Here is a 15927-nt window from a genome sequence, read left to right as displayed (position 1 = left end):
CAGGCAGTCGGGCTGCCTGGCAAAGGTCGACTTAAGCGTAAACCGGGAAGCGCGCGCAGATCTCCAGCACTTGCTGTTTCACGCGTTCGATATTGCCTTCGTCGTTGATATTATCGAGGATATCAACAATCCAGCCAGCCAGCTGACGCACTTCAGCTTCTTTGAAGCCGCGGCGGGTAACTGCCGGTGAACCGATACGGATACCGGAAGTGACAAACGGGCTCTTCGGATCGTTAGGCACGCTGTTTTTGTTAACCGTGATGTTAGCACGGCCCAGCGCCGCATCCGCTTCTTTACCGGTCAGGTTTTTATCCACCAGATCCAGCAGGAACAGGTGGTTGTGCGTACCGCCGGAAACCACTTTGTAGCCGCGTTCGAGGAACACTTCAACCATCGCTTTGGCGTTTTTAGCCACCTGCTGCTGATATACCTTGAACTCAGGTTCCATGGCTTCTTTCAGCGCCACCGCTTTACCGGCGATCACGTGCATCAGCGGGCCGCCCTGGCCGCCAGGGAACACGGCAGAGTTCAGTTTTTTGTACAGATCTTCATCACCGCCTTGCGCCAGAATCAGACCGCCGCGTGGGCCAGCCAGCGTTTTGTGCGTGGTGGTGGTCACGATATGAGCGTGAGGAACCGGGTTTGGGTATACGCCAGCGGCAACCAGACCGGCAACGTGCGCCATATCCACAAACAGATAAGCACCAATGCTGTCAGCGATTTCACGCATTTTTGCCCAGTCGCAAACGCCAGAATAGGCAGAGAAACCACCGATAATCATTTTCGGCTGATATTTCTGCGCCTGCGCAGCCAGTTCTTCGTAATCGATTTTACCGGTTTCGTCGATGCCGTAAGGCACCACGTTATACAGCTTACCGGACAGGTTGACCGGAGAACCGTGAGTCAGGTGACCACCGTGCGCCAGGTTCATCCCCAGAATGGTGTCGCCCGGCTGCAGCAGCGCAGTGTAAACCGCAAAGTTAGCCTGCGAACCGGAGTGCGGCTGCACGTTGGCGTAATCGGCGCCAAACAGCTCTTTCGCACGGTCGATGGCCAGTTGCTCAACGATATCCACATATTCGCAGCCGCCGTAGTAACGTTTGCCTGGATAGCCTTCGGCGTATTTGTTAGTCAGCTGTGAACCTTGCGCCTGCATAACACGCGGGCTGGTGTAGTTTTCAGAAGCAATCAGCTCAATGTGCTCTTCCTGACGCACTTTCTCTTGCTCCATCGCCTGCCACAACTCGGCATCATAATCGGCAATGTTCATATCACGCTTTAACATCCGCATCTCCTGACTCAGCTAACTTTATAAAAACGGCAGTGAATGGCCCTTAAGGGCGCAGACCCACAGTTTAAACTGTTTTGCCGGCTATTGGATAGCAGCAAAGGCAGCTTTTTACGCAAACGATTGGCTCCAGCGCCGGCGAGGGTTTATTAGCATTTTTGCAAGCTTTTCCTGCAGGATAGTTCTTCATCTGCAGATGCATTTTTTTCACCATGGTCAGGGTGGGCGCGGTGCTTTAAAACCATTTTTTACCGCGGGTTATTTACAAACTTCAGCGCTGCGCTATAAGATGCATTTAAAATACATCTTTATAAAAACCGTCTTCCTGAGGAGTAACACCATGCTTGATGCCCGCACCATCGCCACCATTAAATCAACCATTCCGGCTATCGCCGCCACCGGCCCGGCACTGACCGATCACTTTTACCAGCGCATGCTGTCGCACAATCCTGAACTGAAAGATGTGTTCAATATGAACAACCAGCGCAACGGCGATCAGCGTGAAGCGTTATTCAATGCCATCTGCGCTTACGCCACTAACATTGAAAATCTGGCGGCGATTTTACCGGCGGTAGAGCGGATCGCGCAGAAACACGCCAGCCTCAATATTCAGCCGGAACAGTATCAGATTGTCGGTAAGCATCTGCTGGCGACCATTGATGAACGGCTGAGCCCGGGCAATGAGGTACTGGAAGCCTGGGGCAAAGCCTGGGGCGTACTGGCCAGTGTCTTTATTCAGCGCGAAGCAGCGATTTATCAGCAAGCGGAGCAAAAAGTCGGTGGCTGGCGCAATACCCGTACCTTCCACATCAGTGAGATTGCGACGCAAAGCAGCTTAATTAAAAGTTTTGAGCTCACCCCGAGCGATGGTCAGCCGGTGGCGGATTATCGTCCGGGGCAGTATCTGGGGATCACGGTGAATGACGCCAGTTTTGAGAATCAGGAAATTCGCCAGTATTCGCTGACCCGTTCGCCGGATGGCCGCAGCTATCGCATTGCGGTCAAACAGGAAGCCCGGGGTACCGTATCCGGCTGGCTGCATCAGCGGGCAAAAGTCGGTGACGAGTTGCAGCTGGCGGCGCCGGCCGGTGATTTCTTTATCGATGTCAGTGCGGATACGCCGGTGACATTGATCTCGGCAGGGGTTGGTCAGACGCCAATGCTGGCGATGTTGCACAGTCTGGCGGACCGACATCATCCCGCGCAGGTGAACTGGTTACATGCGGCGCAAAATGGCCAGCTGCATGCCTTTAGTGATGAGGTGAATGCGCTTGGGGCGCGACTTCCGGCGTTTTATCGCCATGTCTGGTATCAGCAGCCAGCCGCAGAAGATACCGGGCGCTATCACAGCGCAGGATTAATGGACCTGCGCCCGGCAGAAGCGCATCTGCAGCACGCCAATATGCAGTTTTACCTCTGCGGACCAATTGGTTTTATGCAGTTCGCCGTGCGGCAGTTGCTGGATGCAGGCGTGAACGCCGGGCAGATCCATTACGAAGTGTTTGGACCGCATAAGCTGGTGTAGACGGGTACGGGCGGTATCAATGCCGCCCCTACGATGCCACTCCTGCGGCGATTTAACGCACCGCGTTAAATGGCTTCTTCATCCTCTTCGCCGGTACGGATACGTACCACGCGAGAAACATCAAAGACAAAGATTTTGCCGTCGCCGATTTTACCGGTTTGCGCAGTGCGCATAATGGTTTCAACGCAGATATCAACGATATCGTCGGCAACCACAATTTCAATTTTCACTTTTGGCAGAAAATCGACCATATACTCCGCACCGCGGTACAGCTCAGTGTGGCCTTTCTGACGACCAAAGCCTTTTACTTCGGTCACCGTCATCCCGGTAATACCGACTTCCGCCAGTGACTCACGCACGTCATCGAGTTTGAACGGTTTAATAATCGCATCAATCTTTTTCATGGCAGACCCTTTTTCTCTCCCTCCGTGGCCGGACGGGTTACATTCAGTATATGTGTTGCGGACAGATACCGAAGTGCGGCCTGTCTCTGTGCGCTGGCTAAACTAACATAACTCAGCGGCCAGGCGGCACTAAAAACTACTCTTTAAAATCGGCGGCATCCAGCTCGTGGCGCGACAACAGCTTATAAAATTCCGTGCGGTTACGACCGGCAAGACGTGCGGCGTTAGTGACATTGCCTTTGGTCATTTGCAATAATTTACGCAAATAGTTGAGCTCAAACTGGTTACGCGCCTCGACAAAAGTCGGCAAGGCGGTGTTTTCACCCTCCAGCGCCTGCTCCACCAGCGCTTCACTGATCACCGGCGATGACGTCAGCGCCACGCACTGCTCAATCACGTTAACCAGCTGACGCACATTGCCCGGCCAGCTGGCAGCCAGCAATCGCTTCATCGCGTCAGTGGAAAAACTGCGCACCTGAGGTTTATGACGATCGGCGGTCTGCCGCAACAGATGGTTGGCCAGCAGCGGAATATCTTCCGCCCGCTCATGGAGCGCCGGAATACGCAGGTTAACCACATTAAGACGGTAAAACAGATCTTCACGAAACTCTTTCTTCTCCATCGCTTTCGGTAAGTCGCGATGGGTGGCGGAGATAATGCGCACATTGATATCCAGATCGCGATTGCTGCCCAGCGGGCGCACTTTGCGTTCCTGCAGAACACGCAGTAATTTCACCTGCAGCGCCTGGGGCATATCGCCGATTTCATCTAAAAACAGCGTACCGCCTTCCGCCGCCTGGAACAGACCCTCACGCGAACTTACCGCGCCGGTGAATGCGCCTTTGGCATGGCCGAACAGTTCCGACTCGAGCAATTGTTCCGGCAGCGCGCCGCAGTTGATGGCGATAAACGCCTTACCGGCGCGCGGACTGGCGGCATGAATCGCCTGCGCCAGCACCTCTTTACCGGTGCCGCTCTGACCATTGATCAATACGCTGACATCCGATTGCGCCACCATGCGCGCCTGCTCCAGCAGCCGCAGCATCAGCGGGCTGCGTGTGACAATAGTGTCGCTCCAGGCATCGTCAGTCACCGGTGCGCTGTGCGCCAGCGCTTCATCAATCGCTTTATACAACGCATCGCGATCGACCGGCTTAGTCAGAAAACTGAATACCCCCTGCTGGGTTGCCGAGACCGCATCAGGAATCGAGCCGTGGGCGGTAAGGATAATCACCGGCATCCCCGGGTGCAGCTTCTGCACCTCACTGAATAACGCCAGCCCATCCATTTCATCCATCCGCAGATCGCTAATAACCAGATCTACCTTCTCTTTAGCCAGCTGGCGCAATGCCTCAGGACCACTGCCGGCGGTCGTTACCTGAAAACCTTCGCTGGTCAGGCGCATGCCGAGCAGCTTTAGCAGGCTGGGATCGTCATCCACCAGCAATAGCCGGGCAGATTTGCGTTGTATCATTGCTTGCCGCTCTCCGTCGCGTTAGATGCTTTACCGGAGGTCGGAGGAAGATCGCTATCATCCGTTTGCCCTCCGGTCGCCGTGTCGCTTTTATCCGGGCCATGTCCGGTATCGGAAACATCCGCCGATTTGCGTGATGATAACTGGCGCTCAATATCGGTCAGCGATTCCAGTTTGCGGCGGGTATCCGCCAGTTCACGCGTCAGTTTGCGCTGATGCTGACGCAATTCATCCAGCTGGCTGTCGCTGGTTTGTTGCAACTGCGCGTAGCGGCCGCGCGCTTCCGACAGCTGCAACTGCGCCGCCTGATTGTCACGCCATAACTGCAACAGCGGACGAATCGACGCCGGATAATCAACCCCAAAGCTATCCAGATGCATCATATACTGGCGTCGCTCTACCGGCGTGACATTGCCATTACTCAGTAATACCCCCTGTTTAAAGGTATTCTGCCAGTTTTCTGCCGGCCACTGACGCGCTTGCGCACGCGCATCGGCCGCTGACAGCCGCGTGCCGCAATCCATGGCCCGCATCCAGTAGAGGGGATTCTTCATGCTCTCTTCGTCTTCAATCTGCCAGACGCGTTCACAGTTTACCGACAGGTAATCGATGATTCTAATCTCCGGCTCCAGGAGCACGTTTTTTTTATTATGGTGTTGTGTCTGGTGCGCCGGCTGCGCGCATGCGGCCAGTAGCAGCGGAAAGACCATGGCGGAGATCCTGCCGGTCGACCGGACGGCCATGGCAGAAAAAAAATGGAATTTCATTGGTTTATCATTTCCCGGCGTTTAAATTTAATTCGATACGGAAGCAAACGTCTGCATCACCATCTGCTGCCACCAGGTGAAGATCACCCTGCATTCGCCGTATACAATCTTTGGCAATACTCAGCCCGAGTCCACTGCCCTTTACCGCCCCTTTACGCTGCAGGCTCCCCTGAAAAAAGGGTTCGAAAATCATCGCCTGCTCTTCCGTCGGGATCGGCGTACCGGTATTCGCCACATCAATAAAAACACGCTGCCCTTGTTGGTGACTACGCAACCAGATCTTACCGGATTCGCTACCGTAGTGCACCGCGTTAGAGTAGAGATTATCGATGACACGCATCAGCAGTATCGGTTCGGCATGACACTGCGTGACCTGAAGATCGATCTCGGTGTGAATCAGCTTAGCGCGTGCGGTGAGACTGTGTGAGGAAACTACCATCTCAACAATATCATCCAGTGCCACGGCTTCCAGTTCCGTCGGACCGTCCGCCAGTTTACGGTTGTAATCCAGCAGTTGTTCAATCAGCTTCTGCAGATGGCGACTGCTCTGGTCAAGAATGCTGACCACCTCTTTCTGATCGGCGGTAAGCGGTCCGGCAACCTGATCGGCCAGCAATTCGGTGCCCTCGCGCATACTGGCCAGCGGCGTTTTTAATTCATGCGAGATATGGCGTAAAAATTCATGCCGCTGCGACTCCAGCCATGCCAGACGCTCGCTAAGCCACAGGATGCGTTGTCCCAGAGAGCGGATCTCGCGCGGGCCTTTAAACAGCGCGCTGTTACCCAGCGGCCGTCCTTCCCCAAGCAGATTGATCATCCGCTCAACCCCTTTCACCGGGCCGATAATCATGCGGGTAAACAGCAATACCAGGCCCAGACTGACCAGGAACAGGATCAGGGCCTGCCAGCCAAAGTACTGACCGCGATCGGCGATTTCGCGCTGCAGTTGCAGTCCGCGTGAAAAGACCACTTCGCGTGTCGCCTGCACCATCTGGCCGTTCGCCTCGGAGAAGCCGACAAGATTTTCCGCCGCGGCTTTTACCGGGTTACTGTCTTCGCAGTGTAGCTGGGAAAGCTGGGTAAGAAACTGACGCAGGCTACGATAATAACGAATATCGGGCAGCACCGGGGCATGCGCATCAAGCATCTGTGAATAGCGGCTGTGCTGCGTCTGATACAGACGCGCCAGCATCGGATCGTCCAGCACGCAATACTGGCGATAGCTGCGCTCCAGCTCCAGCGCGGTACGCGCCATTGCTTCGCTGCGCCGCACATCCGTGAGGGTGGTACGGTTGGTATCTGCCGCACGGTCACTGAGCGCCGCCAGGCTCTCCCACGCCTGCCAGGCCAGTACCAGCAGCGGCAACAGCACCAGCAAAAAAGCCATCAAAACCAGTTGCCGCAGCGAACGCGGAAAAAGACGCCATTTCTTCACAAAATTGATTCCTGTGCAAAATCTGCTGTTGATGCTAGCTGAGTGTGAGCCAGGAGGAAAGCGCGCGTGCGGAAAAGAAAAACGGCAGATTCAGGGAATCTGCCGTTTTTGGTACGCTGAGATAATATCAGCGTCTCTGAATAGGTGGTGCCTCACTCAACGTTGCGTCCGATGTCTGATAAAGTCACAAAGTGAACTATTATCGGTCTGGTGGACGGCAGGCACCGTATTGTGCGTCATTCGAAGTTTTATGAAGCGCTTGTCCGCTTGCGCAGGGCTGTCATAACAGGGTGAATGAGCCACTGCAGAATATATTGCAATCTGCGTGCCATGTTTTCAATAAAATTACATGTCATTGTTTTGTATATGAAATATAAAAAATGAGCGCTGGATCACAATTAAATTTTACCGTCTGGTCAGTCAGAGTGTCGCCAAAAAGGAACAGCATTCGGAATTTTCGCAGACGCACAGCAAAATCAATGAGTTAAATGTCTCCTTTTGGAGACATCATTACCCGGTGATTGTCGTAAATATGCAACACCTGCTAATAACCGGCTTCTTTTCCAGCATTCTCCCTGTGCGGGAGGGGGTAACACCGGCCGCCAGCCGCGTCTGAAGCCCATAAAAAAGGCCGGAACAATCCGGCCTTCTGGCGATATGTTAGCAGGCGGGTTAGCCCAGTTGCTTACGCGCATTGCGGAAAATACGCATCCATGGACTGTCTTCGCCCCACTCGGCTGGATGCCAGGAGTTGCTGACGGTACGGAATACGCGCTCCGGATGCGGCATCATAATGGTCACGCGGCCACTTTCGTTAGATACCGCAGTAATACCGTTTGGTGAGCCATTCGGGTTCGCCGGATAATCCTGAGTGACGTTGCCGAAGTTGTCGACGTAACGCAGTGCCACCAGCCCCTGATGCTCCAGCGCCGCCAGGTGCGCGTTATCACGCACTTCGACAAAGCCTTCGCCATGAGAAACCGCGATGGGCATACGTGAACCGGCCATACCGGCGAGCAGCAGCGACGGGCTGGCGGCCACTTCCACCAGGCTAAAGCGGGCTTCAAAACGCTCGGACTGGTTACGGACAAAGCGCGGCCAGTTCTCACTGCCCGGGATCAGTTCGCGCAGATTAGACATCATCTGGCAGCCGTTACACACCCCCAGCGCCAGCGTCTGTGGACGATGGAAGAAGGTTTCAAACTCATCACGCACGCGGCTGTTAAACAGAATCGACTTCGCCCAGCCTTCACCGGCGCCCAGTACGTCACCGTACGAGAAACCACCACAGGCAACCAGCGCCTGCACGTCGTCCAGCCCACGACGGCCAGCCAGCAGATCGCTCATATGTACATCGACCGCGTCGAAACCGGCACGATGCCAGGCCGCCGCCATTTCCACATGAGAGTTAACCCCCTGTTCACGCAGTACCGCAACTTTCGGACGCGCGCCGGTGGCGATAAACGGAGCGGCAACATCCTCTTCCGGTTTAAATGTCAGGCTGACATTTAAACCAGGATCGTTGTCGTTTTTCTTCGCTTCGTGTTCCTGGTCGGCACATACCGGGTTATCACGCAGGCGCTGCATCTGCCAGGTCGTTTCCGCCCACCAGGTACGCAGCGTAGTACGGCTTTCGCTATATACGGCTTTATCACCGGCGCTGATCACAAAGCGATCGCCGCTCTGCGCCTGGCCGAGGTAGTGGACGCAGTCTGCCAGACCGTTGTCGGCCAGCACCTGCCGGACCTGATCACAATGCTGAGCAGCAACCTGAATTACCGCCCCCAGCTCTTCGTTAAACAGGGCCGCCAGACTATCGCTGCCCAGCGCGGCGATATCCACGCTGACGCCACAGTGGCCGGTAAATGCCATCTCGGCCAGCGTGACCAGCAGACCACCGTCGGAACGGTCGTGGTAAGCCAGCAGTTTCTCATCCGCCACCAGCGTCTGAATAGCGTTAAAGAAACCAGCCAGTTTCTGCGCATCACGCACGTCAGCCGGTTTGTCGCCCAGCTGGCGATAAACCTGTGACAGCGCGGTGGCGCCCAGCGCGTTGTGGCCGTCACCTAAATCGATTAGCAGCAGCGCGTTATCCTGCTGCGGCTGCAGCTGCGGCGTTACGGTACGACGCACATCTTCAACGCGGGCAAAGGCGGTAATCACCAGCGAGAGCGGCGAGGTCATTTCGCGCTGTTCACTGCCATGCTGCCAGCGGGTTTTCATCGACATCGAGTCTTTGCCCACCGGAATGGTGATACCAAGGGCCGGGCACAGCTCTTCGCCAACCGCTTTCACCGCGGCGTACAAACCGGCGTCTTCGCCCGGGTGTCCGGCCGCGGCCATCCAGTTTGCCGATAATTTAATGCGTTTCAGCGAACCGATCTGCGTTGCGGCAATGTTGGTCAGCGCTTCACCGACCGCCAGACGACCGGAAGCGGCGAAATCCAGCAGCGCCACCGGAGCACGCTCGCCCAGCGCCATCGCTTCACCATAATAGCTGTCGAGGCTGGCGGTGGTTACCGCGCAGTTCGCCACCGGGATCTGCCATGGCCCGACCATCTGATCGCGCGCCACCATACCGGTCACGCTGCGGTCGCCGATGGTCACGAGGAAGGTTTTCTCAGCCACGGTTGGCAGATGCAGTACACGCTTCACCGCATCTTCAATTGAGATGCCATCGCGTACCAGCGCTTCGCCTTTAACCTGCAGAGTGGCAACGTCGCGAGTCATCTTCGGCGTTTTACCCAGCAGAACGTCAAGCGGCATATCGATCGGTTTATTATCGAAGTGGCTGTCGGACAGGGTCAGATGCAGCTCTTCGGTCGCTTCGCCGATCACCGCATAAGGTGCGCGCTCACGCTTACACAGGCGGTCAAACTGCGCCAGTTTCTCCGGCGCAACCGCCAGCACATAACGCTCCTGAGACTCGTTGCACCACACTTCCAGTGGGCTCATTCCCGGCTCATCGTTGAGGATATCGCGCAGATTAAACTGACCGCCGCGCTCGCCATCGCTGACCAGTTCCGGCATCGCGTTCGACAGTCCGCCAGCGCCAACGTCATGGATAAACAGAATCGGGTTGTCTTCGCCCAGCTGCCAGCAACGGTCGATCACTTCCTGACAACGCCGCTCCATTTCCGGGTTATCACGCTGTACCGAAGCAAAATCAAGATCGGCATCCGACTGGCCTGACGCCATTGAGGAAGCCGCACCACCGCCCAGACCGATATTCATTGCCGGTCCACCCAGCACAATCAGTTTGGCGCCAACGGTGATTTCGCCTTTCTGTACGTGGTCAGCACGGATATTACCGATACCGCCCGCCAGCATAATCGGCTTATGGTAACCACGCAGTTCCACGCCGTTATGACTGTTGACGCGCTCTTCATAAGTACGGAAGTAACCATTCAGCGCCGGACGACCAAATTCGTTATTGAATGCTGCGCCGCCCAACGGGCCTTCGGTCATAATGTCCAGCGCGGTAACAATGCGGTCTGGTTTGCCGAAATCCTCTTCCCACGGCTGTTCAAAGCCCGGGATACGCAGGTTGGATACCGAGAACCCTACCAGACCGGCTTTCGGTTTGGCACCGCGCCCGGTGGCGCCTTCATCACGAATTTCACCGCCGGAACCGGTAGCGGCGCCTGGCCATGGCGAAATCGCCGTTGGGTGGTTATGGGTTTCTACCTTCATCAGAATATGGGCATCTTCCTGATGGAAGTCGTACACACCTTTATCAGCATCGGCATAGAAGCGGCCAATCTGCGAACCTTCCATTACCGCAGCATTGTCTTTATAAGCAGACAGCACATAGTCCGGGGTTTGTTCGAAGGTGTTTTTAATCATTTTAAACAGCGATTTAGGCTGTTGCTGACCATCAATAATCCAGTCGGCGTTGAAAATTTTATGGCGACAGTGCTCGGAGTTTGCCTGGGCAAACATATACAGCTCGATGTCGTTCGGGTTGCGCCCCAGTTTTTCAAACGCGGTCTGCAGATAATCAATTTCATCATCCGCCAGCGCCAGACCTAACTTCTGGTTTGCCAGCACCAGCGCATTGCGTCCTTCACCTAACACATCCACGCTCTGCAGCGGCTGTGGCTGATGGTGAACAAACAACTGCTCAGCCTGCGCCAGCTCGGTGAAGATGGTCTCCATCATACGGTCATGCAGCAGTCCGGCCAGTTGCGACCACTGCGCTTCGCTTAGTTGCGGCGCCTGCAGATAGAAAGCCAGTCCGCGCTCCAGCCGCAGCACCTGCGGTAAGTCGCAGTTATGGGCAATATCGGTGGCTTTGGAAGACCATGGAGAAATAGTGCCTGGACGTGGGGTCACCAGCAGTAAGCGACCTTGCGGCGCATGCTCAGCGAGAGACGGACCGTACTTCAACAGTCGCTGAAGGCGGGCCTTTTCGTCAGCGTTCAGCGCTGCGCTGACATCAGCAAAATGGACGTACTCAGCGTAAATATCACTCACCGGCAGGTGAGCGTCCTGAAAGCGGGTCAGCAGTTTGTTTACACGAAATGCCGACAGAGCGGGCGAACCACGCAGAATTTCCATCATCAAAGATCTCTCGTCTTCGAAGCGCCGGGCGACGCTTCTTTGGGCGCAACAGGGAAAGCGGGCGCTATTATAGAGAATCCGCGCCCCCAACGAAACCGTTTGCGCACAATTTCTCGGATACAGGAATTGGCTTAAAATTGCGCAAAACTTGCTGAATAAGTTGCGGCGCAACGCTTTGTTGCGCAAAATGCCCCACGCTCTGGGAAATCAACCATAACTAATACTGCCGAAAGAGACAGAGGCCTGCGGGCAACCGAGAGATAACTATTTGAAACGCCTAAAAATTAATTATCTGTTGATCGGGCTGATCACCGTGCTGCTGGCGCTGGCATTGTGGCCATCGATCCCCTGGCACGGGGGGTCGGGAGATCGAATCGCACAGATAAAATCGCGGGGCGTATTACGAATCAGCACCATAAACTCCCCGCTAACGTACTACACAGTCAATAAATCACCGGCCGGTATGGACTACGAGCTGGCAAAACGTTTCGCCGGTTATCTGGGCGTGCGCCTGGAAGTGACCGTACGTCAAAACCTCAGCGACCTGTTTGACGACCTTGACGACGATAAAGCCGATATCCTCGCCGCCGGTCTCAATTATAACAGTGAACGCCTGACACGCTTTCGTACCGGCCCCACCTATTATTCGGTGTCCCAGCAGCTGGTGTACCGTATCGGTAAACCGCGGCCAAAAAATCTGGGCGATCTGCAAGGCCGCCTGACGGTAGCTTCCGGTTCCGCTTATTTATCGACGCTGCGTAATGCGAAACAGAGTCAGTACCCCGAGCTGGACTGGGCCATTTCAACCGATCAGAGCCCGAAAGCGCTGCTCGAAGCGGTGGCGGATGGCAAACTCGACTATACCGTCGGCGATTCGGTGACTATCGGTCTGTTGCAGCGCATTCATCCGCAGCTGGCGGTGGCCTTTGATATTACCGATGAAGAGCCGGTGACCTGGTATATGCAGCGCGGCGATGACGACGACAGTCTCAACGCCGCCATGCTCGACTTCTTCAGCCAGATGGGTGAAGAAGGCACCATGGCGCGGCTGGAAGAGAAATATCTCGGCCATGTCGGCGCCTTCGACTACGTCGATACCAGCACCTTTCTGCGCGCCATCGACGACATTCTGCCGGATATCAAACCACTGTTTGAACGCTATGCCAGCGTGATCGACTGGCGCCTGCTGGCGGCAATCTCTTACCAGGAGTCGCACTGGAACCCGCAAGCCACCTCTCCCACCGGCGTGCGCGGTCTGATGATGCTGACGCGCAATACCGCCGACAGTCTGAATGTTGATGACCGGCTGGATCCGGAGCAGAGCATTCGTGGCGGCAGCGAATATTTACAGCGCATGATGGAAAAAGTCCCGTCCACCATCCCGGAAGATGAGCGCATCTGGTTCGCACTGGCGGCGTATAATATGGGATATGCGCATATGCTGGATGCACGCAAGCTTACCGAGAAGCAGAAAGGCAATCCTGACAGCTGGGCCGACGTCAAAATCCGTCTGCCGATGCTTAGCCAGAAACGCTACTACAATCAGACCACCTATGGTTATGCACGCGGCCATGAAGCCTACTCCTATGTGGAGAATATCCGCCGCTATCAGGTCAGTCTGGAGGGGTATTTGCAGGATCAGGAGAGAAAGCTGGCACAGCAGGCGGCGCTGGAAGCCGGACTGGGCCAGGGTTACCCGGCGGTTGAACCGGTGATCGCCCTTAACTGATGCTCACGGCGGCGCTGGCCGCCGTTACGGATTGGCGGCTTTACGCAAAGCTTTTTTCTGTTCGCGCCGCATACGGAAAAAATCACTCAACATAGCTGCGCACTCTTGCGCCAGTATCCCTTCCGTCATTTGCACCTGGTGATTCATTCCCGGGTGTCCCAGCACATCCAGCAGCGAACCGGCAGCGCCGGTTTTCTCATCGCGCGCACCAAACACCAAACGTCCGATACGGCTATGCACCATCGCGCCTGCGCACATTACACAGGGTTCGAGAGTGACATAAAGCGTGGTGTCGATCAGACGATAGTTTTCCAACACCTTGCCACCCTGACGCAATGCCATAATTTCGGCGTGGGCGGTCGGGTCATGATGACCAATCGGCCGGTTCCAGCCTTCGCCAATCACCCGATCGCCCTGCACCAGTACCGCACCCACCGGCACCTCGCCCTCATCCCAGGCCCGCTGTGCCAGGGTTAAGGCGTGACGCATCCAGAATTCATCGTTGTTATCGCTCACCTGAGTCTCCAGTGGGGGGAAAAGCGGGGGCATTATACATAAAACGCTAAGGAGACTAAGTGAAAGCTGTGGCAGCAATAACTTCGTCACCAGGTTTGGTGCAAATTCCTCGCACCGGCGGCATACATGACGCCCCTACGCATTTGGCTCCCTACTCAAGCTGCTGCAGCTGCCCGGTCGGCGTGACGCGCCAGCGGTGCTGGCAGAAGAACAGCAGCGGGTTATCCTGCTTACTGTCGCTGTAACCGCTGTACAACTGCAGCGGCGTGCCTATCTGGTCCTCCAGCTGCGCGACTTTCTCGTGGCCTAAACAACGCATCGCCAGCACCCGCCCACCATAGCCACGCGCCATCTGGCTGGCGATCAGCTTCACCCGCGGCAGAAAGGGAGAATCGTGGTAAACCTGTACCACCAGCGACTGGGGCGAGCCGGTAATCAGCCAGACATCCGCATCTTCACTGCTCAGGTAGTCGGTCAGACGCTGTTGCACCAGTGGAAAAGCGGTCACGCGCTGGCGGAACCACAGGGCAAAAGCCTGTTCCCGCTGCTGTAAACGCTTCTCGCTATGACCAAAGGTGATCGCCCACAGCAGCAGGCTCATTGGCCAGCGCGCGGCGCGCCCTTTAATCAGCAGTCCCAGCCCCGCCACCGGCAACAGCGGCGCCACCAGCAGCAGATTGAGCGGCTGACGCCACAGCAGATAGCGCATAAAAGTGCCAAACATATCCTGCTGATGCAGCGTGCCGTCTAAATCGAAAAATACTACGCGCCTTGGTGATCCCTTAATCAAAAAATACTCCTCAGGGTAAATAGTGCCATTTATCAGGCAACCGCTGTCGCCATCGCAGAGCTACCATTATAAGTGTAGTCAGAAGCGGTAAACTCAACCGATGCTTTCCCACATCGATACTTTTCCGCACGAGTTACCCTTTTTACCTGTTTTAATCATGGATCGCACCGCCAGGCACGGTAGACTAAGTTATTCATATTCAGGACATCAGCCGGCAGCGGTATGGATTATCCGGCTGACTTATCAATCAGAGGTACACAGAATGAGTTCACTGCTGCGCATTCGTCAGCTCTATCCGAGGCTGGCGTTAAATGAACGTCGGCTGGCGGATTTCCTGCTGTCGCAGCCGGATCGCGCTCGTCACCTCAGCTCGCAAAAGCTGGCGGAGGAGTCCGGCGTCAGTCAGTCCAGCGTAGTCAAGTTCGCGCAAAAGCTGGGGTATAAAGGTTTTCCGGCACTGAAACTGGCACTCAGCGAATCACTCTCTGATAAAGATGCGATTACCGTTCATAACCAGATTTTAAGTGACGACCCGTTAAAGGTGGTGGGCGAAAAACTGTTTGCCGAGAAGCAATCGGCGATCCGCGCCACCCTGGATATTAACAGCGAAGAGAAACTGCTGGAGACACTGCGTCTGCTGAAGTCGGCACATCGTATTGTGCTGGTTGGCATTGGCGCCTCGGGGCTGGTGGCGAAAGACTTCTCCTGGAAACTGATGAAAATTGGCATCAGCGCGGTAGCCGAGCAGGATATGCATGCGCTACTGGCCAGTGTGCAGGCGATGAAAGCCGGCGATCTGCTGCTGGCGATCTCCTACAGCGGCGAACGCCGGGAAATCAACCTGGCGGCGCAGGAAGCGCGGCTGGCCGGAGCCGATGTCCTGGCTTTTACCGGTTTTACGCCAAACACCCTGCAACAATGTGCCAGCCACTGCCTGTATACCGTTGCCGAAGAGCAAACGACCCGCAGCGCGGCGATATCATCAACCACCGCCCAACTGGCGCTTACCGACCTGCTATTTATGGCGCTGGTGCAAAATGATCCGCAACGTGCCTCCAGCCATATTCGCCACAGCGAAGCGCTGGTGAAAAAGCTGGTCTGAATCTATGGTGCGGCGCGTCAGGCGCCCACACTTTCAAATAACCAGCACAATGGCAATATCCAGACCGCTCTCCGGCATATTACGCGCAACCCTTCCTGACGCCCTTTCTGCTTAAGATTCTCTGCCATTGTCATCCGTGTTTCCTTATGTTGCGGTGAACGTTCTGCCAGCCCCCGGCGACAGAAGCCATCTTATGACTGTGATCATTGGGAGCATTGAATCGCCACAGGTTTAACAGACCAAGAAAGACACTGAAGTTCAAAACACCGAAAGAGATAATTGAAAGGGGTGTTGCGTTGACAGATTGAATCTACACTTTCGTGTTGGTTTAGAA

At 55.5% G+C, this 15927-nt stretch carries 11 protein-coding genes and 1 pseudogene; 4 read left to right on the top strand and 8 right to left on the bottom strand.

Annotated elements, in window-relative coordinates:
- Nucleotides 1–31 precede the first annotated feature (31 nt).
- The gene (glyA, locus tag JWF83_RS05980; RefSeq protein ID WP_413649287.1) at nt 32–1285 is read right to left on the bottom strand and encodes a serine hydroxymethyltransferase; all 1254 of its coding nucleotides are present in this window, start codon (nt 1283–1285) and stop codon (nt 32–34) included.
- A gap of 343 nt (nt 1286–1628) precedes the next feature.
- On the opposite strand from glyA, the gene hmpA reads away from it, so the two are divergent.
- A complete protein-coding gene (gene hmpA, locus JWF83_RS05975; RefSeq protein ID WP_413649286.1) occupies nt 1629–2813 on the top strand; it encodes an NO-inducible flavohemoprotein in 1185 nt (394 codons plus the stop codon).
- Nucleotides 2814–2878: 65 nt separating this feature from the next.
- On the opposite strand, the gene glnB is transcribed toward hmpA, so the two are convergent.
- From glnB to purL, 5 genes are all read right to left on the bottom strand, one after another.
- The gene (glnB, locus tag JWF83_RS05970) at nt 2879–3217 is read right to left on the bottom strand and encodes a nitrogen regulatory protein P-II (RefSeq protein ID WP_413649285.1); all 339 of its coding nucleotides are present in this window, start codon (nt 3215–3217) and stop codon (nt 2879–2881) included.
- A gap of 136 nt (nt 3218–3353) precedes the next feature.
- Nucleotides 3354–4691, bottom strand: a complete 1338-nt coding sequence (gene glrR, locus JWF83_RS05965; RefSeq protein WP_413649284.1) for a two-component system response regulator GlrR — start codon at nt 4689–4691, stop codon at nt 3354–3356.
- Nucleotides 4688–5401 carry a two-component system QseEF-associated lipoprotein QseG gene (gene qseG / locus JWF83_RS05960; RefSeq protein ID WP_413649283.1) on the bottom strand — a complete coding sequence of 238 codons (714 nt, stop codon included), beginning with the start codon at nt 5399–5401 and terminating at the stop codon, nt 4688–4690. Before qseG ends, glrR begins: the two co-directional genes overlap by 4 nt.
- A gap of 64 nt (nt 5402–5465) precedes the next feature.
- Nucleotides 5466–6893 (bottom strand): sensor histidine kinase, encoded by a 1428-nt coding sequence (locus JWF83_RS05955; RefSeq protein WP_413649282.1) that lies wholly within the window; start codon nt 6891–6893, stop codon nt 5466–5468.
- 672 nt (nt 6894–7565) lie between these two features.
- Nucleotides 7566–11456, bottom strand: coding sequence for a phosphoribosylformylglycinamidine synthase (purL, locus tag JWF83_RS05950; RefSeq protein ID WP_413649281.1), 3891 nt, complete (start codon nt 11454–11456; stop codon nt 7566–7568).
- Nucleotides 11457–11724: 268 nt separating this feature from the next.
- Here purL and mltF point away from each other — a divergent pair, with 268 nt between their 5' ends.
- Entirely contained in the window at nt 11725–13185 is a 1461-nt protein-coding gene (gene mltF / locus JWF83_RS05945) for a membrane-bound lytic murein transglycosylase MltF (RefSeq protein WP_413649280.1), read from the top strand.
- 24 nt (nt 13186–13209) lie between these two features.
- Here mltF and tadA read toward each other — a convergent pair whose 3' ends face one another.
- Together tadA and yfhb are read right to left on the bottom strand one after the other, a co-directional pair.
- Nucleotides 13210–13734: a tRNA adenosine(34) deaminase TadA gene (gene tadA / locus JWF83_RS05940; RefSeq protein ID WP_413649279.1), complete on the bottom strand. Its 525-nt coding sequence runs from the start codon at nt 13732–13734 to the stop codon at nt 13210–13212.
- Between the two features lie 118 nt (nt 13735–13852).
- Nucleotides 13853–14491: a phosphatidylglycerophosphatase C gene (gene yfhb / locus JWF83_RS05935; protein ID WP_413649278.1), complete on the bottom strand. Its 639-nt coding sequence runs from the start codon at nt 14489–14491 to the stop codon at nt 13853–13855.
- A gap of 262 nt (nt 14492–14753) precedes the next feature.
- Between yfhb and JWF83_RS05930 the strand changes: the two genes are divergently transcribed.
- On the top strand, nt 14754–15593 hold the full coding sequence (locus JWF83_RS05930) for a MurR/RpiR family transcriptional regulator (RefSeq protein ID WP_413649277.1): 840 nt from the start codon (nt 14754–14756) through the stop codon (nt 15591–15593).
- Nucleotides 15594–15826: 233 nt separating this feature from the next.
- Nucleotides 15827–15901, top strand: a pseudogene (locus JWF83_RS05925) (hypothetical protein); the annotation flags it as partial.
- Nucleotides 15902–15927 lie beyond the last annotated feature (26 nt).

Origin of the sequence: Pantoea sp. B65 (assembly GCF_047308185.1) — a bacterium.
Classification (GTDB): domain Bacteria; phylum Pseudomonadota; class Gammaproteobacteria; order Enterobacterales; family Enterobacteriaceae; genus Erwinia.
This window is presented reverse-complemented; position numbering and strand designations above follow the sequence as displayed.

Coding starts and splice junctions, on each gene's coding strand:
- glyA (WP_413649287.1), bottom strand. CDS start 1,285: ATGTTAAAGCGTGATATGAACATTGCCGATTATGATGCCGAGTTGTGG.
- hmpA (WP_413649286.1), top strand. CDS start 1,629: ATGCTTGATGCCCGCACCATCGCCACCATTAAATCAACCATTCCGGCT.
- glnB (WP_413649285.1), bottom strand. CDS start 3,217: ATGAAAAAGATTGATGCGATTATTAAACCGTTCAAACTCGATGACGTG.
- glrR (WP_413649284.1), bottom strand. CDS start 4,691: ATGATACAACGCAAATCTGCCCGGCTATTGCTGGTGGATGACGATCCC.
- qseG (WP_413649283.1), bottom strand. CDS start 5,401: ATGGTCTTTCCGCTGCTACTGGCCGCATGCGCGCAGCCGGCGCACCAG.
- purL (WP_413649281.1), bottom strand. CDS start 11,456: ATGATGGAAATTCTGCGTGGTTCGCCCGCTCTGTCGGCATTTCGTGTA.
- tadA (WP_413649279.1), bottom strand. CDS start 13,734: ATGCCCCCGCTTTTCCCCCCACTGGAGACTCAGGTGAGCGATAACAAC.
- JWF83_RS05930 (WP_413649277.1), top strand. CDS start 14,754: ATGAGTTCACTGCTGCGCATTCGTCAGCTCTATCCGAGGCTGGCGTTA.